Annotated in this window: 21 protein-coding genes and 1 riboswitch; of the genes, 8 read left to right on the forward strand and 13 right to left on the reverse strand. The window is 50.6% G+C overall.

Annotated features, from left to right (window positions below; genetic code table 11):
* Nucleotides 1-125 precede the first annotated feature (125 nt).
* Together ACKU4E_RS03015 and corA are read left to right on the forward strand one after the other, a co-directional pair.
* Nucleotides 126-2,432: a mechanosensitive ion channel domain-containing protein gene (locus tag ACKU4E_RS03015; protein WP_320169608.1), complete on the forward strand. Its 2,307-nt coding sequence runs from the start codon at nt 126-128 to the stop codon at nt 2,430-2,432.
* A 93-nt stretch (nt 2,433-2,525) separates the two neighbouring features.
* A complete protein-coding gene (gene corA, locus ACKU4E_RS03020; protein ID WP_320169609.1) occupies nt 2,526-3,590 on the forward strand; it encodes a magnesium/cobalt transporter CorA in 1,065 nt (354 codons plus the stop codon).
* A gap of 88 nt (nt 3,591-3,678) precedes the next feature.
* Here corA and ACKU4E_RS03025 read toward each other — a convergent pair whose 3' ends face one another.
* Nucleotides 3,679-4,815, reverse strand: coding sequence for a double-cubane-cluster-containing anaerobic reductase (locus ACKU4E_RS03025; protein ID WP_320169610.1), 1,137 nt, complete (start codon nt 4,813-4,815; stop codon nt 3,679-3,681).
* A 325-nt stretch (nt 4,816-5,140) separates the two neighbouring features.
* Here ACKU4E_RS03025 and ACKU4E_RS03030 point away from each other — a divergent pair, with 325 nt between their 5' ends.
* The 5 genes from ACKU4E_RS03030 (at nt 5,141) to ACKU4E_RS03050 (ending at nt 12,352) form a co-directional block, all read left to right on the forward strand.
* Entirely contained in the window at nt 5,141-6,829 is a 1,689-nt protein-coding gene (locus tag ACKU4E_RS03030; protein WP_320169611.1) for an FmdE family protein, read from the forward strand.
* Nucleotides 6,830-6,838: 9 nt separating this feature from the next.
* On the forward strand, nt 6,839-7,258 hold the full coding sequence (locus ACKU4E_RS03035; protein ID WP_320169612.1) for a LysR family transcriptional regulator: 420 nt from the start codon (nt 6,839-6,841) through the stop codon (nt 7,256-7,258).
* Between the two features lie 205 nt (nt 7,259-7,463).
* Entirely contained in the window at nt 7,464-10,502 is a 3,039-nt protein-coding gene (gene fdnG, locus ACKU4E_RS03040; RefSeq protein WP_320169613.1) for a formate dehydrogenase-N subunit alpha, read from the forward strand.
* 48 nt (nt 10,503-10,550) lie between these two features.
* Nucleotides 10,551-11,285 carry a 4Fe-4S dicluster domain-containing protein gene (locus ACKU4E_RS03045; protein ID WP_320169614.1) on the forward strand — a complete coding sequence of 245 codons (735 nt, stop codon included), beginning with the start codon at nt 10,551-10,553 and terminating at the stop codon, nt 11,283-11,285.
* Nucleotides 11,286-11,434: 149 nt separating this feature from the next.
* Nucleotides 11,435-12,352: a formate dehydrogenase accessory protein FdhE gene (locus ACKU4E_RS03050; RefSeq protein ID WP_320169615.1), complete on the forward strand. Its 918-nt coding sequence runs from the start codon at nt 11,435-11,437 to the stop codon at nt 12,350-12,352.
* A gap of 58 nt (nt 12,353-12,410) precedes the next feature.
* On the opposite strand, the gene ACKU4E_RS03055 is transcribed toward ACKU4E_RS03050, so the two are convergent.
* The 9 genes from ACKU4E_RS03055 to galE form a co-directional block, all read right to left on the reverse strand.
* Nucleotides 12,411-12,743: a hypothetical protein gene (locus ACKU4E_RS03055; RefSeq protein WP_320169616.1), complete on the reverse strand. Its 333-nt coding sequence runs from the start codon at nt 12,741-12,743 to the stop codon at nt 12,411-12,413.
* A 40-nt stretch (nt 12,744-12,783) separates the two neighbouring features.
* Nucleotides 12,784-13,434: a thiamine phosphate synthase gene (thiE, locus tag ACKU4E_RS03060; RefSeq protein ID WP_320169617.1), complete on the reverse strand. Its 651-nt coding sequence runs from the start codon at nt 13,432-13,434 to the stop codon at nt 12,784-12,786.
* Nucleotides 13,431-14,063: a sulfur carrier protein ThiS adenylyltransferase ThiF gene (gene thiF, locus ACKU4E_RS03065; RefSeq protein WP_320169618.1), complete on the reverse strand. Its 633-nt coding sequence runs from the start codon at nt 14,061-14,063 to the stop codon at nt 13,431-13,433. Before thiF ends, thiE begins: the two co-directional genes overlap by 4 nt.
* Entirely contained in the window at nt 14,060-15,178 is a 1,119-nt protein-coding gene (thiH, locus tag ACKU4E_RS03070; protein ID WP_320169619.1) for a 2-iminoacetate synthase ThiH, read from the reverse strand. Before thiH ends, thiF begins: the two co-directional genes overlap by 4 nt.
* A gap of 4 nt (nt 15,179-15,182) precedes the next feature.
* The gene (locus ACKU4E_RS03075; protein ID WP_320169620.1) at nt 15,183-15,959 is read right to left on the reverse strand and encodes a thiazole synthase; all 777 of its coding nucleotides are present in this window, start codon (nt 15,957-15,959) and stop codon (nt 15,183-15,185) included.
* A 4-nt stretch (nt 15,960-15,963) separates the two neighbouring features.
* Nucleotides 15,964-16,164, reverse strand: a complete 201-nt coding sequence (thiS, locus tag ACKU4E_RS03080) for a sulfur carrier protein ThiS (RefSeq protein ID WP_320169621.1) — start codon at nt 16,162-16,164, stop codon at nt 15,964-15,966.
* Nucleotides 16,165-16,229: 65 nt separating this feature from the next.
* Nucleotides 16,230-16,332: riboswitch (TPP riboswitch) on the reverse strand.
* 193 nt (nt 16,333-16,525) lie between these two features.
* On the reverse strand, nt 16,526-17,194 hold the full coding sequence (gene phoU / locus ACKU4E_RS03085) for a phosphate signaling complex protein PhoU (RefSeq protein WP_320169622.1): 669 nt from the start codon (nt 17,192-17,194) through the stop codon (nt 16,526-16,528).
* A 162-nt stretch (nt 17,195-17,356) separates the two neighbouring features.
* Entirely contained in the window at nt 17,357-18,316 is a 960-nt protein-coding gene (locus tag ACKU4E_RS03090) for a hypothetical protein (protein ID WP_320169623.1), read from the reverse strand.
* 54 nt (nt 18,317-18,370) lie between these two features.
* Nucleotides 18,371-19,363, reverse strand: a complete 993-nt coding sequence (gene galE / locus ACKU4E_RS03095; RefSeq protein WP_320169624.1) for a UDP-glucose 4-epimerase GalE — start codon at nt 19,361-19,363, stop codon at nt 18,371-18,373.
* Between the two features lie 312 nt (nt 19,364-19,675).
* Here galE and ACKU4E_RS03100 point away from each other — a divergent pair, with 312 nt between their 5' ends.
* On the forward strand, nt 19,676-21,214 hold the full coding sequence (locus ACKU4E_RS03100) for a DUF4139 domain-containing protein (RefSeq protein WP_320169625.1): 1,539 nt from the start codon (nt 19,676-19,678) through the stop codon (nt 21,212-21,214).
* Nucleotides 21,215-21,350: 136 nt separating this feature from the next.
* Here ACKU4E_RS03100 and ACKU4E_RS03105 read toward each other — a convergent pair whose 3' ends face one another.
* The 3 genes from ACKU4E_RS03105 to thrC all read right to left on the reverse strand — a co-directional run bounded on the left by ACKU4E_RS03105 (nt 21,351) and on the right by thrC (nt 25,446).
* The gene (locus tag ACKU4E_RS03105) at nt 21,351-22,634 is read right to left on the reverse strand and encodes an OmpP1/FadL family transporter (RefSeq protein WP_320169626.1); all 1,284 of its coding nucleotides are present in this window, start codon (nt 22,632-22,634) and stop codon (nt 21,351-21,353) included.
* Between the two features lie 616 nt (nt 22,635-23,250).
* Nucleotides 23,251-23,994 (reverse strand): TlyA family RNA methyltransferase, encoded by a 744-nt coding sequence (locus ACKU4E_RS03110; protein ID WP_320169627.1) that lies wholly within the window; start codon nt 23,992-23,994, stop codon nt 23,251-23,253.
* On the reverse strand, nt 23,995-25,446 hold the full coding sequence (gene thrC / locus ACKU4E_RS03115; protein WP_320169628.1) for a threonine synthase: 1,452 nt from the start codon (nt 25,444-25,446) through the stop codon (nt 23,995-23,997).
* Nucleotides 25,447-25,505: the final 59 nt, after the last annotated feature.

Raw genomic sequence — 25,505 nt, forward strand, 5'->3', positions numbered from 1 at the left:
ATTTGAGAGGCTGCATTGAAAGTCGCCACTCAAGTCGAAAGGTTTTAGAGTTAAGGAAATAAACATATCCTGAAAAGCGTTAACCACAATAATTTTATACTGTTTTAGTTTGGAGATATCCTGTCGTGTGGAAGAGAAATTGTTTTCCGGGTTCAGCAGCACTGCTGCTTTTCATGTGTTTTATATTATTTTCGTCCGCCGATCCGGTTCTCGCTCAGGTGGAGGATTTCAGCCTGGTTACAAGCCGTATCAACAGCTTCAAGGAATTTGAGGCTGAAGAAGTTGTCAACTATGCTGAAATGCAGAGTTTCCTTAAGGATGCACATGACAAGTTGAGCAACTGGCAGCAGAAGTTCCAGCATGTTGCCCTCTCTGAAAGGTCTTCCCTTGCTTCGCCCATACAGCGCAAACGGCTCAAAATCCGGTTGGGGAGTCTGGGCCGGGATAACTCCGCCATTCTGGATGATCTGGGGCAGGCCCGGTCGGATTGCGCCGCACGTCTTGATATTCTGAAGTCGTACATCAATGCCTGGTCCTCTGTTCCGGATGGCATGCCGGAAGATATAAGCAGCATGGTTACGTCCGGGATAAAGGAAATAAGGTCTCTCAAATCCGATTCCGAAAAGCAGCTGCTGAGAATAGACTATCTCCTTAAAATTTCAGGTAGGCTCCAGAGCCGCATAGATTCGCTTGAGCAGAAGGAAAAGAACGATCTTTTCGATCTGTGGTCCGACTGGCTGGTGGAAGGTAAGGACCCTGTCTTCACAACTGATTTCTGGCGGAAACTTGTTCCCGGACGGTCATGGGTGGAGTTGAAGACTTCCGAGTTTAAAGTTGCAACCGCAAAATTCAAGAGCGAATATTCAAGATTTTTATTCATTGTAGCAGGATTGTTCATCTTCGGATCTTTTCTGATACGCCTGATGGATAAAAGCGACTATTTCCAGAATCGTTCGGAAATTGAGCGCAGGAAGTCGTTGCGCTACCTTTTTACAGCCTGTTTATCGTTTGCTGTTTATGCGGCAGACAAAGTTGTTTTTCCGGATACAATGGAAACAGTTGCCGTCATGGCGTTCGGAGTTTTCTACTGGGCCGTTCTACGGCTTTCCAAGTTGATCTGCAGGGCCAGAGTCGGCCTTGTTGACGGTGAGATCAGGGCCGGGCTGCTGTTTGTTGTAAGCGGACTGCTGCTGGTGCAGCAGATTCCTGGAAGACTCGTTATCTGTATTTTTCTGGTGATGCTTCTTTTGTTCTGGGGATACGGTTCCTACCGGGCCTGGTCCCGGAGCAGGCTGCAGGGGCTGGCACTGTCCGTACGTAGGGACAGTCTGCTTTCTCCGTTGTTTTTTCTCGCTCTGTTCGGTTACGGAAGGCTGGCCTGTGTTCTGGCTATAATCTGGTCGCTTGTCCTTTTCATCAAGGGGTTCGGATCGGCTTGGGCTCAGATTCTTTTTATCCGCACGGAGATGAGTGTTGAACTCAAAAAGGGGTTGGTGAGGAGCCTTGCCGTTCCGGCCGGCTGGGCGGTTGCATTCGGCCTTGCCGCGTTCTGGCTGTGCGATTTCTTCGGCATAAGCGCTGTTTCCGGGGTCATGGATATATCTTTTACCCGGAATGATTATTCCATTTCACTGGGTAATATTGTCTGGCTGGCGATATTCTTTTTTATGACCAGACAGTGTGTATCCGCTTTCAAAGTATCAATCGAATACGTGGGAAGCACCTGGCCCAGAGGAAAAAGAGGGGCTGTCCCGTCAATACAGACCCTGTTTTCATACGCCGTATGGCTTATATTCTCACTTGTATCCTTTCATATTCTAGGATTGAGCCTGACGAGCATCACGGTAATTGCCGGTGGTCTAAGTGTCGGTATAGGTTTTGGACTTCAGAATATTGTGAACAATTTCATCGGCGGGCTGATCCTCCTTTTTGGCAGATCAATCCAGCAGGGCGATGTCATAGAGCTGAGCGGCCTCTGGTGTACGGTTAAAAAAATCAATATCCGCACCACTTTGGTGGAGACATTTGAAAATGCCGTGATCATGATTCCGAACTCTGATCTGGTTGCTTCGCAGGTGACGAACTGGACAAAGAACAACTCCGTTATCAGGCGTGATATTCTGGTCGGAGTGGCCTATGGTTCCGATATAGAAAAAGTCCGCGAGGTTCTGCTCAGGCTGGCAGCGGAACATCCGCGTGTGATGAAGAACCCGGCCCCATATGTCCATTTCAGCGATTTCGGTGCCAGCAGCCTTGATTTCATCCTGCGGATCTGGATCGATGATATCGACGTCACGCTGGTGACCATGTCGGAACTCCGGTTTGCCATAAATAGTGCTTTCAAGGAAATGAACATAGAAATCGCCTTTCCGCAGATGGACATCCATGTAAAGGACCTTCCTGCCGGAAAAGGTGATGTTTCATCTATCTAACTGTCTTTACGCTATTCTAATTCTGTATAGGCTTTTTTCTGTGTCGTAGCCCTTGGTGGCGGAATCAAACACTTGGACCTGTTTGAGGTTTATATGTCCAGATTTTTAAGAAAAATTGATATGAAGGCGGGTCTTCCTCCCGGATCACTGGTTTTTACCGGTCAGCGCAGGCTTGATAATTCCGTGCTCAGAATGGTCACGTATGATGCCGAGGTGATTACAGATGAAGCTGTGTCCGGAATCCGGGACCTTAAGGTTCCCGTACAGGACGGCACGTCCGTATGGCTCAATATTGACGGCGTGCACGATTCAGCGCTGATGCATGACCTCGGTGAACTGTTCGGCCTTTCTCCCATGCTTCTGGAGGTTGTGCAGGACCCGGGCCAGCGGCCGGGGCTGACCGAATATCAGGACTGTGTTTTCATCAACATGAAAGTCTTTTATGAGGACGCCGAAGACGGCACCATTGAGGCCGATCAGGTCTGCGCGGTCCTCGGTGATAATTTCCTGATCACTTTTCAGGAGCGTACCGGGGATGTCTTTGAAGCCGTTCGGGTGCGGCTTTCCCGCCAGAATGCCAAGATACGCCAGAAGGGTGTTGATTATCTTCTCTACGCCATTCTGGATTGCCTTTTCGAGAACTATCTGTCCCTGATCGAGAAAATCGGCGACAGGATTGAAGACATGGAAGAGGACGTGATTGACAACCCGGAATCGGAACTGCTTGAAGAAATACATTTTTATCGTCAGGAAATAGCCTACATGCGCAAATCAGTGCGCCCGGCAAGGGATATTGTGTCCAGACTCAACCGGATGGAGTCGGATCTTTTTGCCGAAAGCACGTTTCCATATCTCAAGGAGCTTGCCGTCATATCCGAGCAGGTTGTTGATTCCGTTGAAATATACAAGGAAATGCTGGGAGATTTGTACAGCACCTACAATATGGCCATCAGCACCAGACTGAATGAAACAATGAAGTTCCTTACAGTCTTTGCCACAATTTTTATTCCGCTGACCTTTCTGGCCGGAATTTACGGGATGAATTTCGATTTCATTCCGGAGCTTCGTTTCAGGTACGGATATTTTGCCCTGCTCGGACTGATGTTCGTCATCGCCTGTGCTATGCTGATCTATTTTAAAAAGAAAAAATGGATTTAGTCTGCATATCCTGTATGGCTCGTCACGCAATGCCTTCGGCTATATCTGCCCCGGCAGGGCATACAGTCTCGTGTAATGCCTTAGAAAACTATTCCGCAAGTTCTATGAACGCTTCGATGCGGGTGCGCAACTGTTCTACGTCAGATTCAGAATAATCCGTTTCGATATGCAGAAAAGGCAGTTCAAGCTCGTTTTCCACAAAACGCCGTATAATTGTAGATTCCGCATTGTAGGTGTGACAGCCTATCCATGTCAGGTCTATCACTGCGTCAACATTGAAGGTCTTGCTGAGCTCGCTGATTGAATCCGTTCTTCCCCGGTTGGGAGTCATGCAGGAACAGGGAACCTGCAGGTAGCGGCGGGCTATGGCTTCGTAGGGATCACCTGTTTCAGCTATGGGCAGGGTAAGTCCCTTGAGGCCGGAACAGTTTTCCATGCAGACAACATGGGCTCCCAATTCTTCTGTAACGGTGATTACTTTTTCCGATCCTTTGCCCACCGGGCACCCCGTAAGCAGTATCCTTATCCCTTCCTTTTCATTGAGATCAGGTTGTTTGTAAAATTCTTCAAGTTCAGCTTTAAGTTTTATGATTTTCTCAAGGTAGTTTTCAGGATGTACGGAGAAGCTCTTGCATTCCTGTACGGCCAGGATTTCTTTTGCCGAGAGTGGAGAACGTTTGTCCGCGGTCAGAACCATCAGTTCGTACAACTCTTTTCGAATCCTGTTCTGAAGTACTATTTCCGCGTGCAGGGCTTCTTCCGTGACTGTGATTCCCGAATATTCGCAGAGAAACTTTTCCAGTTCGCGGAGTCCGTTAAGCCAGTAGGTCAGGGCTGCCTCGCCGCTCTGGGTGTGCGGCAGGTGCATAAGATGCAGTGGTTTGATCTCTCCCATGAGCTCATACATCTTCTTTTTGCCGTCACAGGTGGTTTCCGCGATTATTATGTCCGAAAAGCTGAAGAACGGGCAGGTCTCGGTTACTGCGTAGCCGTAGCTGGATTTTATGAGCGGGCAGAATGCTGCCGGAAGGTCCTTTTCGGCTTCGCGGATAGGGTCCTGCTTCTTACCGCACAGACTTATGGGGGCAGCCCCGGCAGCGCGGATAAGTTCCGTGGGGGCATATATACAGTAAACTCCCGCAATGGGCCTTCCCTGATTATGCCACTCGTCCAATTCTGCAAGTGCGTATTCAGAAAAAGATGTGAACGGTCTTAAATCCGGCATGGTTTCATCCTGTTAATTAAAACATATAATAATTAAATTTTTATCAGGCTGCCAAAAATATCGGACAGATATGGACACAGAAAATCCATTGAGTCCAATTGGTTGTAGAAATATATATAGTCACAAATCATAGATAAATCTGATTAATGTGATCCGAAAAAGCTATGAATTGTTTGGGGTAATAGCAAAAAGATTATATTTTAAGGCATGTTGTGAATGTGTTGTTCCAAACTATAAGCAATCTGCATTTGATTGAACTGTCGTTGGGCTTTCTTTAATCATGTCAGACAATACATAATAAAGTTTTTAAGTAAACGGAGAGAATATGAATCTTGAATCTGCTTTGAGTCAGGAAAATGTTTCGGCGGTCAATAGTGATTTCATCGGTCCATATACCTATGATGAGTTCATTGAGGCGGCCAGAAGTTTTCACGGCAGTCCTGCTCCGGGGTTGATTCTTGGCGGATATATGCTTGATGAAGCGCGGCGTCATCTTCCAGAAGGCACTTTGTTTGACGCCATTTCCGAAACGGCCTGGTGCCTGCCGGATGCGGTTCAGATGCTGACCCTTTGCAGCATCGGCAACGGCTGGCTCAAAGTGAAGAATCTGGGTGTGTACGCTCTCTGCCTTTATGACAAATATACCGGAGAAGGTGTGCGGATCAGGATTGATCCCCGCAAGCTTGCAGACTGGCCGGAAATGGAGTCCTGGTTTTTCAAGAAGAAACCCAAGCATGAGCAGGATTCTGCAAAGCTTCACGCCGAGATAAGGAAAGCCGGCGCATCGGTCTGTTCAATCGAGTCCGTGCACGTAAAGCCGGAAGGGTTAGTCAAACGCAGCAAGGGCGGCATTACTACATGCCCCATTTGCGGTGACGCTTATCCGGGGGCTTTCGGCGCAATCTGCCGCAGCTGTCAGGGGGAGAGCCCGTACTCTTCCCGTGAATCCGGTATAAGTTCCGCTCATGCCCCTGTTCCTGAAGGGCTCAGGGTTGTGCCGATCAGCGAAGCGGAGGGCCGGGCCGCCGTGCATGACATGACCCGTATAGTTCCCGGAGAAAGCAAGGGGCCGGAGTTCCGCAAGGATCATAATTTTTCGGCCGGTGATATCTGCAGACTTCAACTCATAGGCAAGAATCATATTTACGTTGATGCCGGTGATATTCCCGAAGGGGAGTGGGTCCATGAAAACGAGGCCGCAGAGACTTTCGGCAGGATCATGGCCGGGGAGGGCGTTTTGCCCGCCGGTCCGCCGAAGGAAGGAAAGAGTACCCTGTGCGCCGCTCACGACGGCCTGCTGCTCACGGATCTTGAAATGATGACTCGGTTCAATCTGGTCCCGGATGTAATGGTCGCGGCCCGCAAGAGCGGTTCTTTGGTCCGCAAGGGGGCCAGAATCGCCGGAACAAGGGCTGTCCCGCTCTTTATTTCCCGCGAAAATTTTTCACGTGCGGTTTCGTCGCTTGACGGCGATCCGTTGTTCAGAATTGTCCCGCTGCAAAAAAAGAAGGTCGGTATTCTCATCACCGGAGATGAAGTTTTCAACGGTCTTATCGATGATAAATTCGAGTCCGTCATCACGGCCAAAGTGCAGTCCTTGGGGAGTGAGGTGGCTTATTCCGTAATAAGGCCTGACAGTCGTGAACAGATAAAGGAAGCTGCGACTTTCCTCATGAAAGAAGGTTGTGACCTGCTCATCACAACCGCAGGGATGTCTGTAGATCCTGATGACGTAACCCGCCACGGCCTGGTGGATGCCGGAGCTACCGACCTCCTTTACGGTGCTCCGGTACTCCCCGGCGCAATGCTTCTGCTGGCGCGGATAGGTAATGCCCGTATAATCGGTGTCCCGGCCTGCGCACTGTTTTTCAAAACCACCAGTCTCGACCTTGTGCTGCCCCGTGTTCTTGCCGGGGTGGATATTACCCGCAGGGATCTGGCGGCACTTGCTGACGGCGGTTACTGCATGGAATGTAAAACCTGTACTTTTCCCAAGTGCCCGTTCGGGAAATAGGAGGCAGACATGCACAAGAATCTCGACCCTCCGGAACGTGGCTCAACGGCGGCCCTTGCTGAAATGGAATCACACTGCCCGACAATTAGGCTCCATCTTTGGCTGGAAGGGTCCGAAGGTGTTTTTTTCGGGTACGGAAGACTGTTGCTGCTGGAACGTATCGAGTCATGCGGCTCATTGAAAAAGGCAGCTGAGGATCTTGGTATGTCCTACCGGGCCGCCTGGGGTAAAATCAAGCAGACTGAACAGGTTCTGGGGTTTCAGTTGATAGAGCGGGCCGGAAGCAGACGCCGTGGGTATCGGCTTACCGAGGCAGGGCGGCTTGTCCGGGACAAGTATATGGAGTGGTTTAATAAAGTTGAGCAGGATGCCAGGGCACGGGCGGATGAAATTTTCCCCTGGCAGTCAAAGAGTTTCGGGGAAGATTGAGTTGTACCCCTGAATCAGCATCTTTCATGTCCTATTCGGAGTATTGCAGTGTTTCTTTGCAGTCGTTTATCAAGTTATGTGTTAATATTAACATATTGGAATTATTGACTTTATTTTTACTATGGTTTTTAGTGTGATCATCGGAACAATTGTCAGGAATATGAACGATTGGGGTTTGGTCCTGACTTAAACTGAGGAGGTTCCCATGAACATATCACGGCGAGGGTTCATGAAGCTTGCGGGTATAGGAGTCGCGAGTTTCGGAATGAGCCAGCTGGGACTGGATCTTTCACCTGCCAAGGCTTATGCCGCCGGGTTGAAGATCAAGGGCGCGAAGGAAGTGATTTCCATCTGTCCGTTCTGTGCGGTCAGCTGCCACTTCATCGCCCATGTCAAGGATGGAAAGATTGTCAGCACCGAAGGTGACCCTGATTATCCGGTAAGTGAAGGAGCTCTTTGTGCCAAGGGTGCGGCGATGTTGTCCATGCACAACAGCCATCATCGTATAGACAAGCCCCTTTATCGCGCGCCATACAGCAATAAATGGGAAGAAAAAAGCTGGGATTGGGTGCTTGATCGCATCGCCCACAGGGTAAAAGAGACACGTGATGAAGACTTCAAACGGTTCAACGCAAAGGGCCAGGAAGTCAACCGTGTAGAATCAATTTTTCATCTGGGATCATCACAGATGGATAACGAGGAGTGTGCACTTGTCCATCAGGGTGTGCGCGGCCTCGGCCTGGTGCATTTCGATCACCAGGCACGTATCTGACACAGCGCAACTGTTGCGGCTCTGGCAGAGTCGTTCGGACGCGGTGCGATGACCAACCACTGGTGCGATATTGAAAACGCGGACTCCATTCTGATTATCGGAAGTAACGCGGCTGAGCACCATCCTATCTCATTTAAATGGGTTCTGCGGGCCAAGGACAAAGGCGCCACGGTCATGCATGTGGACCCCAAATTCTCCCGAACTTCCGCGAGATGTGATTTTCACGTTCCGCTCAGATCCGGGACAGATATCGCTTTCATGGGCGGTATGATCAACTATGTCCTTGAAAATGAACTCTATTTCAAGGAATACGTAGCCAAATACACCAACGCGGCTTTCATCGTAGGCAAGGATTACAAATTCTCCAGAGGATTGTTTGCCGGCTATGACAAGAATTCCCGCAAGTATGATAAATCCAAATGGGCTTTTGAGCTGGATAAGAACGGCGTGCCGAAACGTGACGAATCCCTGAAGGATTCCCGTTGTGTATTCCAGTTGCTCAAGAAGCACTATTCCCGCTACGGTCTGTCCAATGTCTCCAGGACCACCGGTGTGTCCAAAGACAACCTCGTCAAGGTATACAAGACATTTGCCGCAACTGGTAAAAAGGACAAGTCCGGAACCATCATGTATGCACTGGGCTGGACCCAGCATACCGTAGGCGTTCAGAACATCCGTTCCAGCGCCATCCTGCAGCTGCTGCTGGGGAATATCGGTGTGGCCGGGGGCGGCATCAACGCATTGCGCGGTGAGCCCAACGTACAGGGGTCCACCGACCACTGCATACTCTGGCATATCCTTCCCGGATACCTGCCCATGCCCAAAGCCAGCATGGCTTCCTACGCGGATTACGTTAAGGCTACCACGCCTGTCTCGAAAGATCCGCAGAGTGCCAACTGGTGGCAGCATAAACCCAAGTATATGGCCTCACTGCTCAAAGGCTGGCGTGGGGATAATGCAACGGCTGAAAACGGTTTCGGATACAGTCTGCTGCCCAAGGCAGATGATGGTGAGGATTATTCCTACATCTTCCTCTTTGACCGTATGTACAAGGGTGAAATCAAGGGCGGTTTTGTGTTCGGGACCAACCCGGCCCAGAGTGTGCCCAACTCCAACAAGAACCGTAAGGCCCTTGATAACCTCGACTGGTTGGTCGTGGGCGAAATTCATCACACAGAGACATCGGAAAACTGGCATCGTCCGGGCGTCGATCCCGCTCAGAACAAGACCGAGGTTTTCCTGTTGCCGTCTGCCCAGCGTGCGGAAAAAGCAGGTTCCATATCCAACAGCGGCCGCTGGCTGCTTTGGCATTATGAAGCCTGCCGGCCCATGGGTGAATCCAGAAGTATGGGTGAAATGTACGTGGATATCATTAACCACGTCCGCCGCCTGTATAACAAGGATGAAGGAAAATTCCCCGAACCTATCCTTTCGCTCGACTGGCCTGCCTATTATGACCCGGAAGATGTTGCTCAGCGTATCAATGGCCGTTTTACCAAGGACGTTGAGGTCAAAGGCAGGAAGTATAAGAAGGGACAGCAGGTTCCTTCGTTTGTCGCCCTGGCTGATGACGGCTCCACCACTTCGTTGAACTGGCTTTATACCGGAAGTTACACCGAGGAAGAAGGCAACAAGGCCAAGCGGCGCAGCTGGGAACAGACTCCCATGCAGGCCAAGATCAAATTGTATCCCAACTATGCATGGTGCTGGCCCGTCAACCGCCGTATTCTCTACAACCGCGCATCCGTTGACGCCAACGGCAAGCCCTGGGCTCCGCAGAAGGCGGTCATCGAGTGGGACGGCTCCAAGTGGGTAGGTGATGTTCCTGACGGCGGATGGCCGCCGAACGCCACCGGCAAGGGCCGTTATCCGTTTATCATGCGCAAGGAAGGTCACGGACAGCTTTATGGTCCCGGTCTCCAGGATGGTCCTTTCCCCGACCATTACGAACCGGTGGAAACCCCGATAACCAGCCATCCGTTCTCCAGCCAGCTTTCCAGCCCTGTGTTCAAACGCGTTCACAGTGATATGGACAAGCTTGCCAAACCGGCTGATGAGCGTTTCCCCATTGTTCTTACCACCTACAGCCTCACTGAACACTGGTGCGGTGGCGGGGACACTCGTAACACCCCGGCTCTGCTTGAAGCGGAACCTCAGCTGTACGTTGAAATGAGTCCTGAGCTGGCCAAGGAGAAGGGAATCAGCAACGGTGATCCGGTAATTGTTGAAAGCATTCGCGGAAAAGTGGAAGCCATTGCCATGGTTACCGTGCGCATGACCCCGTTCGAAATAAAAGGCGATATTGTCCATGAAGTGGGTATGCCTTTCTGTTTCGGCTGGACAACAAGAGGAGCCGGTGACTCCACCAACAGGCTGACGCCTGCAGTCGGTGATCCCAATACCACCATTCCGGAGTTCAAGGCATGTCTGGTAAATGTTCGCAAGGCCGGAAAGCTTACCGAACTGGATTAACCCGTAATCAAGCCGGACCTGTGAAGGTCCGTCCGAAAGGAGTAAAAAATGCCTAAAGCATTCTTTGTCGATACTTCGAGATGTACGGCTTGTCGCGGTTGCCAGGTTGCCTGCAAGGAATGGCATGATCTTCCCGCGACAGAAACCAAGCAGCGCGGTTCGCACCAGAATCCGCCTGATCTCAATCCCTTTACCTATAAACTTGTCCGCTTCAGCGAGCATCGCATAAACGGCAAGGTCGAGTGGTATTTCTTCCCCGACCAGTGCCGCCATTGCGAGGAGCCCCCCTGTCTGGAAATAGCGGAAACATACGTTACCGGTGCTATCGTAAAGGATGAAAACACCGGGGCGGTCATATTCACGGACCAGACCAAACGTCTCAGCGCTGAAGAGTGTCTGGAGGTCATAGACGCCTGTCCTTACAACATTCCCCGCCGCAACAACGGAACCGGTCAGATGAGCAAATGCGATATGTGCATCGACCGGTTACAGGCCGGACTGGTACCAGTCTGTGTAAAGACCTGTCCCACCGGAACAATGAACTTCGGTGAACGTGAGGAAATGCTGGCTCTGGCCGAGGAGACTCTCGCCAAGGTCAAGAAAAGCTATCCCAATGCTCAGATAGTCGACGAAGATTCCGTCAACGTCATTTATCTGGTCATGGATAAGCCGGAGCTTTATTACAAGTATGTTGTTGCCGACAATTCCGATTACGGCAACGGCGTGACCCGTAAGGAGTTCCTGGCCGGATTGGCCAAGCCTGCAAAACGTATATTCGGATAGGATTATCAAGGTCCCCGGCAGCGTTTTTAATCGCTGCCGGGGGCTGTTTTACGTTTCAGGATAATTAACCGGGTTGCTTTCGGCTGTCTGTTGCGGTTGATGGGATCAGCCCGGCAGGGAAATTTTGATTATTTCAGGAGCATATATTCATGACCGATACGAAGTCTTCAAAGAAAAAACATGATGTACAGGCCGGGCTTATGGCCCTGCGTAAGAGATTACCCGCTCTTGAAAATATTTTTGATGCCTTCGGCCCGTTGCTTGTAGCTCAGGAAAAGGCGGATGAATTGCTGGAGGGATGGAGCGGCTTCATTCTTCCGGAAGTATATGCTCCCCGGTTTGAGCAGGGAGTTGCCTTGCTTGATGGCATGGAGTGTCCCGAAGTCGGAGACCTCTACAAGGATGTTTTCAAGCTGACGGCCGAAGCGGTCTCGGCCGGGATGCCGGCTGTTGCCGGATCTATTGAGACCATTCTGTCTGCAGTGGAAAAAGCGGACGATTTCAACCGGCTCGCAAAGGCTGTCTGGGACGCAGATTCTCATACTGTTGAGTCTCTGGCCGATGCCTGGAAGGTTGATGGACAGCTGCTGGCCTTTATCGGTTCTTTTTCTCTGAAGCCTTTTATGGTCCGGATGGAGCATGAAGCCGCGGACAAAATTTCCAATATGCAATGGCTCAAGGGCTACTGCCCGATATGCGGAACATTTCCGGACATGTCTCTTCTGAAGAGGTCCGGCGAAGATAATGCCTACCTCAAGTCTCATGGCGGGCAGCGGTGGATGCATTGTTCCTGCTGCGGACACGAGTGGCGGTTCAAACGCAACATGTGCCCATGGTGCGAGAGCGAGGATTACGACAAGCTCAGGTATCTGCAATCAGATGAAAGCAAGAATGAACGGGTGGATATCTGCGATAACTGCAAACACTATTTCGTGACTATCGATACCCGTGAACTTGTGGATGAGCCTGATCCCCGCGTGGCGCCTCTCGGGTTGGTCCATCTTGATATCCGCGCACAGGAAGACGAGTTTATGCCGATTACGGAAACACCTTGGAATATGCTGTAGGGATTAATCCTGTCGAAGAATTGAAAACCGCCGCACCTGTTCACGATGCGGCGGTTTTTTATTGGCAGGTAGGTTGGTTTCTCTTAATCAGGTCATGCAGAATTTTTCTTCTGTCGTCCTGGTTTTCTATTTCAAGCAGGTAGATGCAGTTCCAGCAGGCGTCTTTAAGGCAATCCCTGTGGGGTGGGATTTTCAGAGCCGCATTGAGGTTATTGCTTTCCCCGATGGTGAGCAGATGCGTTTCAAAACCTGCCCGGTGTCCGCGAGGGTGGGTGTAGGCAAGGATGTATATGCCTGCATATTCGGGAACGGGGCTGCTTTTACTGAATATGGCAAACCGGTACTCAGTTCCTGATTCTCCTTTGAAAAGCCATTCTTTCTGCTTGAACATAATCAACCTGACTGTTGCTGGAATGCCAGCTTAATTTTGCTTATGCTTTTATTGCAGACCGCAATTTCTTAATCATTTCGCCGATGTCATCGGCACCGACAATTTCGGTGACCAGTGCTGCGCATCTGGCTCCACGTCCCATGACTTCGGCGATATTGTGTTCCTTGATGCCCCCGATGGCGACAAAGGGGATGTTGATGTTTTTGACCACCCAGTCAAGGTACTCGAAGCCTACAGGATCAACCACATCGTCCTTGGTGAAGGTGCGGAATATGGGCCCGACCCCGATGTAATCCGCTCCAGCCTCCACCGCGCCCAGAGCTTCCTCCGGGGTATGGGTGGAGAGGCCGATGGCCATTTTTTCACCGACTAGTCTGCGTACGGCCTGCACCGGAAAGTCTTCCTGCCCTATGTGAACTCCGTCCGCTTCCACCATCATGGCGAGATCAATGTCGTCATTGACTATGAATGCGGCACCAGCTTCACGGGTCATTTTTCTTATTTCAAGGCATTCGCGGTACTTCTGACCGGATTTTATTTCTTTTTCACGATACTGGATCAGCTTGATGCCGTTATCCAGCATTTCGCGGACCACTTCAATATTGGAACGGCCCTTGGAGAATTTTAGGGCTGTAAGACAGTAGATATCGGTATCGAGGATGTTTTCGCGGGTTATTTTCCTTGAACTCATGTTAAGGCTCCTTGCGATTCGTATTTTTGAAGAAAGTGATCAAGCACCACATCGGCCTGCTTGGCGGCGGCAATTCCCACCCTTGGAGAAAAGGGCGGGTTCTTCGCGTTGCACTCGGTTGCCATGTCCCCGACAATGTAGAAATTGTCGCGGACCCTGCGGGTGACCATCTTGTCCGTATTGCCTGTTCCGCCCATGCCCGAAGCACAGACCAGCAGCTTGTCCGAGTTCATGAACCTTTCCACCAGCGTTTTTTTGGCTGCGGCGTCGTCAAATGCTTCTATTATGACATCGCAGCCGCCGAAAATTTCATCAACGTTGGAGGATGAAATTTTCAGCAGATGCGCATCAAGTCTGATGTCCGGATTGACTGCCCGCATGTTTTCATGCAGAGCGGCCACTTTCGGCTGACCCAACTGGGCCAGACGAAACTGCTGGCGATTAAGATTGGATGGTTCCACACGGTCGAAATCGGCTACTGTAAACAGCCTGAATCCGCTGCGCACCAGATGCATGGCGCAGTTGGAACCAAGTCCGCCTGCGCCTGCTATTCCTATGCGTATTGTCTGCAGATAGCGCAGCCGCTTCTCGCCGAGGTATGCGGCCATGCCAAGTTCCGCCTGATTCAAGAGGCTTTCTCCAGTGGCTCCCAATCCTTGAAGACCGGCTGGAAACCGTGTTTTCTGATCACTGCGCACATTTCATCCACGCTGCGATCATCGCTGATGTCGAATTGACCGACTTTCTCATCGCTCTTGGTGTGTCCGCCTACTTCTGTGGAAACTCCTGCGGACATGCGGGTAACCCCAAGCGGCATGATGTTTTCACGGAATTTCGGGGCCTCGCGTGTTGAAATTGTTATTCCGCACCTCGGCAGGAAAATGCGCAGGGCCAGCATGTTCTGCACCAGATCAGTATCACTCACGATTGATCTGGGGACAAAAGCGTCTCCCACGTGGCTGCGGATTCTGGGCAGGGATACGGCAATATCCACTTCAGGATATTTGTTCTGCAGGTAGGCGGCATGGATCCCTGTTTTCAGGGCATCGTTGCGCCAATGATCCAGGCCGAGCAGGGCTCCGATGTTGACCACACGCATTCCGGCCTTGCAGGCCCTTTCCGGAGCATCCAGACGGAATCTGTAATCGTGTTTAGGTCCTGCCGGATGCAGATCCGGGTAGAGCTCTTCGTTGTATGTTTCCTGAAACATGGTCATGCCGTCCGTGCCGACCTTTACAAGTCTTGCATATTCCTCTTCGGTCATGGCGTATATTTCGATTGAAACGGAAGGAAAATGTTTGCGCAGAACCTTAACAGCCGTTTCGATGTATTCCGGGGACGATTTTGCTCTGGCATCACCGGTGAGGATGAGCAGGTGTTTCAGACCTGTGGCGGCTATGGCTCTGGCCTCGGTATCCAGTTCCTCCGGGGTCAGTTGGCTGCGCGGGATCTTGTTCACCGTGTTGAAGCCGCAGTATACGCACTTGTTCGTACAGAAGTTCGCCATATACATGGGGGTGAACAGCTGAATGGTTCTGCCGAAATTCTGCAGGGTCAACCGGCTGGCTTTTTCCGCCATCTCTTCCAGAAGCGGAATGGCTGCGGGGCTTAACAGGGCAAGAAAGTCTTCCGGACCTAAAGTTGTCTTGTTGAGTGCGCGCCTGACATCATGTTCGGTTACAGAGCCGAATTGCTCGGCAAGCGGGGCGTCGTTGTATTCGGCACAGATAGGGTAGAAACTCATTTCATTATCCTTCGTGCAGGAAGCCGGTCAGGGGAGAGGATGCCTTGGCGTGGCTGTGTTTTGCTCCGGGGCCGGAGAGATACGCTTCACGACCGGCCTTGACGGCCCGGCCGAATGCCTTTGCCATGAGAGCGGGATTGCTGGCCGTGGCGATGGCGGTGTTGACCAGACATGCGTCAGCACCCATCTCCATGGCTTCGCATGCTTCGGAAGGGCGTCCTATGCCGGCATCCACGATAATCGGCAGGCTGATTTCATCAATCAGGATGCGGACCATCTCGCGGGTCTTGAGGCCTCGGTTGGTGCCGATGGGGGCGCCAAGGGGCATTACTGCCGCGGCCCCGGCGTCAACCAGAGAACGTGCGACATAAAGATCAGCATTGATGTAGGGCAGTACCACGAAGCCTTCTTCGGCGAGTATTTCGGTGGCTTTTGCCGTTTCGTATCCGTCGGGCAGCAGGTATTTGTTGTCCGAGATAACTTCGATCTTGATCCAGTTCCCGCAGCCCATGGCCTTTGCGAGGCGGGCAATGCGTACTGCTTCGTCCGCAGTGCGTGCGCCGGAAGTATTGGGCAGGAGCTGCATGTTTTTCGGGATGAAATCCATCACGTTTCCGGTCGCTGATTCGAAATCCACCCGGCGCAGGGCCACGGTGATTATCTGCGATCCGGAAGCATCGCATACGTCCGGGATTACGGAATCATCGGCATATTTGCCGGTTCCGGTCAGCAGACGGCTGTTGAATTTCAGTCCGCCGATTTCAAGTACATCTTCATTCATCTGTTTAACCTCCGCCTACAAAGCGCAGTACTTCGAGGTGATCCCCGTCGTTGATTGTTGTTGTGCCGAAAGCGTCTGTCGGGATGATCTCCATGTTCTGTTCAACAACCACAGTTTCAGGTGGGAGTTTTTTCGACTTGAGCAGTTCAGTAACGGTCATGCCGTCGGCGAGTTCGGTCTCTTTACCGTTGAGAGTAACAAGCATTCTGGAACTCCATAAAAAAAATGCTCACCACAGGGGGTGAGCTAAATGAATAGATGCGGGTATGAAATCTATTGTTTCAGCTTCCCTACGGCGGGATTAACCGCATCAGGTTCAAAGGGACAGGCGTTTGCGCCATCTCAGCCGGTAAAGGCACCCCTAGCTGCGAGCAAGGTTATGCAAATCCAATTGCTGTGTAAAGCGGAAAAGAGAAAATGAATGTATATTGATCAGCTGATCCGAATGAATCGGCTGGATTCGGTCGGAGCGAAGAGTATTTGTCTGCGGCGCATTTTTTTCCGGGCCGGCGGCGCAAAGAAGTTCCCTGTATGGAAACCATGTGGCGGCACCGGCCCGGATATGCTTATCTTTTGCCGGAAAAATATTCGGCGTATTTTATGAAATAGATATGTTCTGCAATGTTGGTGATGTGGTCTCCGACCCGTTCCAGACAGCGCAGAGCAAAAAGGAGTGAAATAAAGCCCTTGCCTTCCAGATCTTCCGATTCCACGCAGTCTTTCAAACCAAGCACGGCCTCTTTGAAAAGAGCATCGACATTGCTGTCGCTGTGCCAGACATCCAGAGCTTTCTCAACGCTTTGTTCCTTGAAGGCAATAAGGATATTCGTGAGCATGGCGGTCAGTTCCTTGCCCATATGCTGCACATAGACAAGGTGCGGAGTGTGTTCCTGTGCAAATCCCCGTTTGCCTCTTTTGGCAATACTTTTAGCGTAGTCGGCTATACGTTCCAGATCGGAGGCAACTTTGCTGCTGGAAAGGATGTAACGAAGGTCTCCGGCCTTGGGTTCCATCTTGGTCACTATCATAAGTGAAGTGCGGTCGACCAGATGCTCAAGGTTGTTCACCTCTTCATCCCTGTCTATTATGGCCTGTGCCTTGTCCGGGGCATTTTCCTCAAAAGAGGCGATGGCCGCGGTCAACTGGTCCAGAGCCAGATTGCCCAGATCAAGAACAAGGGATTGAAGTTCCGATAATTCGTCCTCATATACTTTGAGGGGGTGCTGCATATCCATTAAATCACTCCTGCGGCCGAAAGAAAGCGGCCTGTTGCAATAATTGTTTGTTTCCTTGTACGGATCGGCCTGCTTAAAGCACGATCCTTTCATGTAGCGGATACGTTATTATTGTTACAGGATTATGGCGTGGGCGGGGTGATAAGGAAATAAGATTCGATTTTATGTGTCCGGTTGCTTTTTAAAGGAAAAATTGAGGCCGAATTCACGTTCCAGGATTTCCATTGCCCGTTTTTCGTTGGCGGCATAGAGTTCCGGGTTGAACAGGGCCTTGTGCCCGGTCCAGTGATCCATAACTTCCGACAGATTCCGGTGCGCGCAGGTCTGGCCGACATGGTGAACATCGCGGAACCAGGCCATTCCGGTGTCATATACAATGCCCAGATGGGTTTTGAATTCCTGCCATTTTTCTCCTTCTTCCGGTTCCCGGATAATCCCTTCGAAAACGTGGGCTCCGAACGGCCTTGCCGGACCGAGCGGAGCGGTCAGAGGGCGCGCTTTTTCCAGATTAACCAGGGCGCACCATTCGTTCACCCTGCATGACGGCAGAGGCCATGGTCTGGTGCGCAGGCTCGGGCAGACCATGTAGCTTGATACATCGGTCGGAATATAGCCTTTGGGGGCTCCGGCCATCATGATGAACTCCTTCAGTGTGGGGCGGAAGTCCTGATATTTTTCCGGTGAGCATTTCCCGTGATGATAAGCCGGGCACTGGCAGCACAGTCCGACTTCTCCGGCAGCAATGTTATCGCCGATAACATTGAGAAGCAGTCCCGCAGCATCGCCTTTGAAATACACATCGTTGTGAATGATCAGCACATACTTCTTATCGCTTTTTTCCCATCCGTACTGGTAACGGATTGAATGACGATAATCTTCCTCCGTCAGTCTTGCTTCATCTATATGATTGATCCAGCGCCAGTCTTTCGGTTCATGGACCGTGATGTTGTCCATAAGTTCCAGTATGAACTGACGCCCATACTGTTTCGTTTCTTCCGAACGTTCGTTGACAAACCATATACGGTCTATCAGATGCCCGCTGTGTTTCATGAGTGAAAGCAGTGACAGGGCGGTCTGAAACGGTTTTCCATAGGCGTTTATGAGTACATCGATGAGCGGCATTGGCTGTTTCCGGTCAGTTTGTCTGTGTAGTTGGGGCTCCGTGAGTCCTCGTTATCAGTAGGCCGGGCTTTTATGCCAGCGGTAGGCTGTCTCAATTATTTCACGCAGATCAGCGTAGGCCGGTTTCCAGCCGAGTTCTTTCAAGGCTCTGGAACTGTCCGCCACCAGTCGCGGAGAATCTCCCGCTCTGGCCGGTTCGAAGTCATATTGAATCTTTCTGCCTATAACCTCGCTTGCGGCATCTATCACTTCAAGTATGCTGAAGCCTTGACCGTTGCCCAGATTGAAGCAGTGCGTTCCGTTGTTGCGGGACATATAATCGACAGCGGCAAGATGTGCGCTGCAAAGGTCCTGAATATGGATATAGTCGCGAACACAGGTCCCATCGGGAGTGGGGTAGTCCTGCCCGAATATTTTCAGCCTGCGGCCCTGATCTATGCTGCTGAGCAGAATGTTGGGGATGAGGTGTGTTTCGGGGTTGTGGGCCTCGCCTATGGTTCCGTCCGGGTGCGCTCCCGCGGCATTGAAGTACCGGAACCGCACGGAATTCAATCCGTAAGCTGTTGCGTAATCCTGCAGGATCTGTTCTATGAACAGCTTTGACCTGCCGTAAGGGTTGAGCGGGGCCAGAGGATGTTCTTCGGATATCATATCCATGACCGGATCGCCGTATACTGCCGCTGTTGAGGAGAAGACAAAGCTGTTTACACTGTGCCTGCGCATGGCCTGAAGCAGATTCATGGTCCCGGTCACGTTGTTGTCATAGTAATCGAAAGGTTTTTCCACCGATTCGCTGACCACAATCAGTGCCGAGAAGTGAAAGACTGCATCGTAACTGCTGCCGTCAAAGGCCCGTTCGATGTCTTCAGGGTTCCGCAGGTCTCCCTTGATAAATCTGCCCCACTTGAGGGCTTCGCTGTGGCCAGTGGAAAGGTTGTCGAATACAGTTACCTGATGGCCTGCTTCAGCGATCATTCGGGCCATATGGGAACCGATATATCCGGCCCCGCCGCAAACGAGCAGGGACAGTTTTTCGTTTGTTGACATATTTTCTCCGGAAATGTTTTTATAAGCGTATATCGGACAGGACAATTATTTCGTAAATTGATCTGTTTGTCGAGAAAGCAGTGTGTCCTGTGCCGGTAAATGAATGGCGGCACAGAATGCCGGCCGTAGAACGGGCTTGGCTGGTCGGTGGCGGTGTTTTGGCGCTGTAGCTACCCGTGATCATGAATCCGGTTTTCCTGGATCGAAAGTCATGGATTCAGGCAGACTGTTCTATTCCCGGTAATCATAGTGTGTTATTAATGTTTTGTTAGGCCGTGGTTTCGCAACCTTTAGTTGAATGAGGTATATACTTTGATCAAAAAAATATTTTTATTAACGGTTATGCTTGTCCTGGCAGGCAATTATGCAGCTTTTGCTGCTGCTGAGAGAGTGGTCTTCTATCCTTCCGGGGCTGAGTACTCCTGTGTGACCAGAGCTCAGGTCAAAAGTGATGAGAACGGTGAGTACGTTCTGTTTACTTTAACAGGGCAGGCGAGTCCTGATACCTTTATTGTTGCCTCAAGGACTGACGGAGTTGCCGTTAATGATGTCTCGTGGACATCAAGCCGTCTTTCACTCTCTCCGGACGCTCAGGATACCGGCCGGAAAATCGATCAGTTGAAATTCAAGCTGGCCACTATTCTGGCCGAAAAAAAGGCCGTTGACGGAGGCATTTCATTCTGGAATGAGCAGGGGGCCGGCAAGGAAATCAGGACTTCCGAACTGGAAAAAATATCCGGTATGGTGGTCGGGAATCTAACTTCCTTGTACGAAAAGGCCGCCGGTCTTGATGTGAAGATCAGGGAGACCGGAGAACTGATAAAAGAGCTTGAACGCAAACTGGCTGAAATGAGCGGACCAGGACGGAAAATCTGGCTGGTTCGTGTTTCTGTCGCTGCCGGCGGGGTCAAAAGCGCCGAATTCAGGATCGGTTATATGCTCGGCAATTGCGGTTGGACTCCCAAGTACAAGATTGATGCTTTTCCTGATCCCAAAGAGGTCAGGTTTTCATTCGAGGCGGAAATCCGGCAGGGCAGTGGCATGGATTTCAAAAATTGCGAAGTGGCCCTTGCAACGGTAAAGAAGCGTTCACGCATCTCTCCTCCCTCATTGTCCCGCTGGGTGATTGCGCCAAGAAAAGAGCCCGAAGCCCGGTTTGCCTTTGATGCGGCCGAAGAACAGATGGCAGTGGCAATGGCTCCGAGGATGGTTGAGGCCAAAGCGGCAGCGAATGTGCGGGAAATAAAGGCTACATACTCGTTGTGGCAACTTGGCAAGAAAACAATTCCGGCCGGATCTACGCGGAAGTTTGCTGTTGAATCGGAGACCTGGAAGTCCGAATTTTCGTTTATGGCCCGCCCTTCGCTCAGTCCCGATGTCTTTGTTTCGGCAAAGTCCGTTCTTGAAGAAGCCAAGGATTATCCTCAAGGCGAAGCCATTGTTTTTATGGAAGGCGCCATGATCGGAAAACAGCATTTTGTCTTTGCCGGAAAAGAAAAAGAGATGTTTTTCGGCTCCGATCCCATGCTCAAGGCTGAGCGCAAGACTCTGGAAAAGCAGTCCGGCGAAAAAGGCCTGTTCGGCTCAAAACAGACATACAATTGGAAGTACGCTATTCAGCTTGAAAACAGCCGCAGGAATCCGGTTAAAATCACAGTGCAGGAAGCTGCGCCCATTTCCGGCGACAAGCGTATCAAACTGGAGTCTTCCACCAACCCCACTGCCAAGGTTGAGGACAATAATTTTGAATGGCAGGTGGACGTTCCCGCCGGAGGCAAGGCCGATATTGAATATTCTGTGCAGATGAAGGCCCCTGACGATATGAAATTGAATCTCGGCTCAGGACAGTAGGCAGTATAAAGCGCACATATAGTGCGCGAAGAGATCAGAAATAATGAAATAAGAAAGGCTGGAACAAAGTGTACTTGAAAGTACATACGTTCCAGCCTTTTTTGTTTTCGCAGGTCTTTATGGTAAAGACAGTTTATTAGAAATTGAAACCCATGCTCAGGGAAACAATATGGGTGATTGAATCCTTAGTGGTGGTGTACAGTACTCCGGATGTCGGTCTGGCGTCTATAGTACGTTTTTTCATCCACAGGTACATGTAGGATGCATCAATGCTGAAATTTTCATAGGTCCAGCCGAGACCGCCTGAGACGATCTGGCGATCATTTGTCGGCAGCATATAGTCTTCATACCCTTTGCGGATAGGGCTCTGGTCATAAACGTAACCGGCCTGCAGAGCGAGGCTTTCAATCGGCTTGTATTCGACACCGAACTGGAATCTCCAGACGTCCTGCCAGTTTTTCTGCACAACTACTGTATTTCTACCGATTGCGTTGGTGCTGTCGAACTCATAGGTAAGGTCGCTGTAGTCACTCCACTGGGACCAGATGGCGTCGAATTCTACACTGAGGTTGTCCATGAGGTCATAGGAAGTACCGAACATGAACATGTTCGGGGTTTTCATGGTCATGCTCACGTCTGTATCGTTGTATAGAGCTGTTGTAACTCCATCGGGACGGTCATAGACGGCTTTACCTTCTGCCCTGTGACGCATCTTGCTGCGCCAGGAAAAACCCAGAGCCCATTTGTCTGTGGGGGTGATGCGGATACCTACGTTGAATCCGGGAGTGACGCCGTCTACCTTGATGGTCTGGTCCACGTCACCGGCAGAGGTGGTGGGATCATTCTGGCGGGTGGAGTCAATTTTTTTGCGCAGGTCGGCTTTGACGTACATGAATTCCATACCGGCAGCCACGGAAACAAAATCGTTGAATTTATATGCGAGGTTCGGGTTCAGGGAATATGTTTCAATCGATGTGTTGTAAGAAGAATATCTTCCTTCCCAATCTTCATCATATGCAGTACCGAGACCGTATCTTGTGTATGCTCCGACTCCAAGCCACAGATTCTCATTAATCTGCTGTGTAATGAATGCATGCGGAGTATAGAAAATTTCCTTTTTGATGTCGGTATCCGTCTGCACCCCGTTGTAGGTGGTTGTAAGAGTGTTTTCCGGTGCGATTGCTGATACACCAACCATTGTCTGCGTGCCTTCCAGCTGTGTAATACCTGCCGGGTTCCAGGCAATAGCTGACGGATCGTCCGCTCTGGCGATCATTGTTCCGCCCATGGCGTTGCCGCGGGCACTCCATTCGAACAGAGCGAAAGCCGCAGCTTCCGCATTTCTGCTTCCCCCCGGGACTATTGTATAGCCCGTCATGATCAGTAGCGTGCACAGGCACACTATAAATTTAGCCTTCATAAACACTCCTTCATAAAAACTGAAATGCATGCGACTTTCTATGCGGTGCAGAAAGTCTCCCCTCACTGAAATAGTGCTTACTGACTAGCTTGAATGTTAAATCATGTAAAGCTGATTTAACGCATGTGTAAAATGTTATGAAGATAATTTACAAAACAATATATATTTCCATACATGTGTGTATGTTTATTTTGCAGAAGTGCTTTTAAATGTAACATATATGTTGCTGCAAAGTTAGATGGGACAAAATCATATAATAATTTATTGTGTTCTATTGTATTCTGGTTTTTTGTGTAAAATAGTTTTGAGTCAAAGGTGTTTTGCTGCAAAAAAATGTTTTTTATTAATATGATTGATGTTTAAATAGTTTTGATCTGTTTTTATTGTAAATTTTTATATGCTAGTCGTATCAATTTTATGGTGCAGTAGGTTTGTGGCTCAAGAAAATTTTACGTGTTCATAATATATAATGTGTTGGTGTGTGCTGACATACTTTTTTAATTCTGCTGGTATAAGCATTTTGTTGTGGCAAATTAAAAATCCGGGCCGATCTATGTTTGAGACATAAATCAGTCCGGATTTATTGTATGTATTTCAGATAGGTAATTGTCTTTGTTTAACTTATAAAATATGCCAGATATTCCTGATTACCTTTCGGTCCTTTTATGCTTGAGGGAACAAGTCCTTTGAGTTGCAGCCCGAGATCTGTTGTTGCAAAATTAACAACAAGATCAATAGTGTGCTGTCGCAAACTTTCGTCCCGAACAACACCTTTGTCTGTCTGGCCGGGGCCGACTTCGAACTGCGGCTTGATCAGGCAGACAAGTTCACCCGGACTTTTGAGGAAACCTACAAGCGCCGGGAGCACCTTGGTGAGCGAAATAAAGGAAACGTCACAGACAACAAGATCGACCTGTTCCGGGATCAGGTCTGCTTCCGCATGGCGCAGGTTGACCCTTTCGAGATTGACGACCCGGTCATCCTGCTGCAGTTTCCAGTGCAACTGGCCGTAACCCACGTCCGCAGCGTAGACCTTTACAGCTCCGAACTGGAGCAGGCAGTCGGTGAATCCTCCGGTAGAGGCCCCTGCGTCCAGAGCGGTCTTACCTTCGGGGACCAGTCCCAGTTCCTCAATAGCCGTCAGCAGCTTGTAGCCGCCGCGGCTGACGAAGCGGTCGCGGCCCTTGATCACTATTTCAAGGTCTGGATCAAGCTGCATGCCCGGCTTGGTTACCGGGATTTTCTGGCCGTCTTTCAGATAATGGGCCTGTCCGGCCATGATGATGCGTTTGGCCTGCTCGCGGCTTTCCGCAAGCCCTTGGGCGAAAAGCATCTGGTCGGCACGTTCCTTTTTTGCCACCTACTTCTTCTCCAGCCCCAGCATGGAAACTACGTTGTCAGCGGCCATGGAGATGTAGTCGGCCTCGGACAGACTGTCTTTTTTCTGGCTGTCGATAACCAGTTCAGGTTTGTTGGCCCGGGAAGCATCGGGGGTGACTTCGTATTCGCTCGGGAAGTCGTTGCGGTAGTACATGTCCTGAAAACCGACGAACTTGAGCTGATGTGCTGTGGAATCAAGAACAGCGGATTCGTTTTCGGAAATCAGGCCGAGTTCCTTGGCTCTGATGAGGCCTGCAAAACATTCTCCGCCCTGAGTGCACGCGATGTGGCCGTGGGAGTTTGCCAGCAGCATGGAATCCATGATCATCTGCTCGCTGACCTGTACAACCTGAAAAGCCTTTTTGCCGCCGATGGCTTCGAATTTTTCCGCAAAGTGCTTAACGCGCGGAAAGGACACGGGGTTTCCGATCATTGCGGCCTGGGCAACGGACGGCTGGACCTTGACGGGCTTGTACTCGCGTTCTTTCGGGTCTTCCACGGAATAGTAGCGGTAAACCGGGTCTGCATGAGCCGACTGCACACCGAATACTCGGGGCAGGTCCGCGATGATTTCCAGTTCATAGAGCTTGAGGAAACCGGCCATGATGGCGGTGATGTTTCCGGCATTGCCGATGGGTACGAAAATACATTTGTCCTTCAGGTTCCAGTCATACCACTGGGCAACCTCAAAAGCGTAGGATTCCTGACCGAGAATACGCCATGCGTTCTTGGAGTTGAGCAGGGCGACCCGATAGTTGTCCGCCAGATGTTCGACCACCTTCATGCAGTCATCGAATACTCCGGGAACTTCGAGAACCTTTGCGCCGCTGCCCAGAGGCTGCGCCAACTGCTGCGGAGTGACCTTGCCCTGCGGCAGGATGACAACGGATTTGACCGGGCCGTCCATATAGGATGCATAAAGGGCTGCGGCGGCGGAGGTATCTCCGGTGGAAGCGCAGACGGTCAGAATTTCATCCCAGTCGTTTTTGTTCAGCAGGGCGTTTATGTAGCTGAATGCGCAGGCCATGCCCCTGTCCTTGAAAGAGGCGCTGGGGTTCTGACCATCGTTTTTGTAGGCAGTTTTGACTCCGGTGACATTGTTTATGGCCTTGCTGGATGCGACAATGGGAGTATTGCCTTCGCCCAGATAGATGATTTCATTTTCTTCCATGACCGGGGCGAAGAGTTCATAGAAACGGAATATGCCGCGCAGGCTGTCGTTTTTGGTGGTTGCGCGGGCATCAAATATTTCGCGCCATTCTTTACCGCTGGTCTTTTTCAGTTCACCGAAGGTAAGATCTTCAAGGATAAATACCGAACCGCATTTCGGACAGGTGTAGTGCAGTTCGTTAATGTCATATCTGGCATTGCAGCCCAGACAGTGGTACTCCATTTTGCCCCTGTATTCAGGGAATTTGTTAGCCTGGATCATGCTTCCTCCGCGGAAAATATTTGTGTTAAGTTGCAGCGCTTATGCGCAGTTATCTGTTC

It is taken from the genome of Maridesulfovibrio sp. (genome assembly GCF_963677005.1).
GTDB lineage: Bacteria > Desulfobacterota > Desulfovibrionia > Desulfovibrionales > Desulfovibrionaceae > Maridesulfovibrio.